The organism is Flammeovirga sp. SJP92, from assembly GCF_001583495.1.
Taxonomy (GTDB): Bacteria; Bacteroidota; Bacteroidia; order Cytophagales; family Flammeovirgaceae; genus Flammeovirga.
The window spans coordinates 1-556 of the sequence record NZ_LQAQ01000011.1 but is presented as its reverse complement, the minus strand read 5'-3'; the positions used below and the strand labels follow the sequence as shown (position 1 = coordinate 556).

The following is a 556-nucleotide window of genomic DNA, read 5'->3' as shown; positions in this document are numbered from 1 at the left end:
TGAACTGGCTGAATAAAGCAGGGAGTACAGCGAATATGCTTTCATCGGCTTTTGGATTAAAAAACACTCAAGTAGGACAGGTTGTAAGTCAGGTGAATGCGAAGGTGAATCAATTGAGTGCAGAGCTTAATGCTCAGAAGCAATTGAATCAGACTCTTCAATCAGCATCAGCAGACGGAAAACTAGATACAAGGGAAATACTAGCACTTGTAAAAGCATCACAGGGAGCAGGAGTTACGCATGCTGATATGCTCAAACATATCAGGTCATATTCTATGAAACCTGAAGAGGTACAGAAGTATGCTGATATTTCGTCAAAACGTGCAGCTGTAGCCGCACTGGCAAAAGGTACAACAAAAGAGGAAGCACATAAACTTGCTCAACTATATGCAGCTGAGGCGGCAGGAAAAACAGCATCAAAGGAAGATGCTCAGCTTCTTGCTCAATTATATGCTGAACAAGCCGGAGCGAAAAAAATTGATCTTGCAGAAGCACAGCGAATCGCAAAAGCGGAGGCCAAGGCCAACGGAGTTTCACTTTCATTGTCGCAGAAAAT

1 protein-coding gene is annotated in these 556 nt (G+C 43.2%); it reads left to right on the top strand.

Annotation, left to right across the window (positions count from 1 at the left end; genetic code table 11):
* Nucleotides 1-556 (top strand): hypothetical protein (locus AVL50_RS33275; RefSeq protein ID WP_172826733.1); only part of this gene is annotated, 556 nt, incomplete at both ends.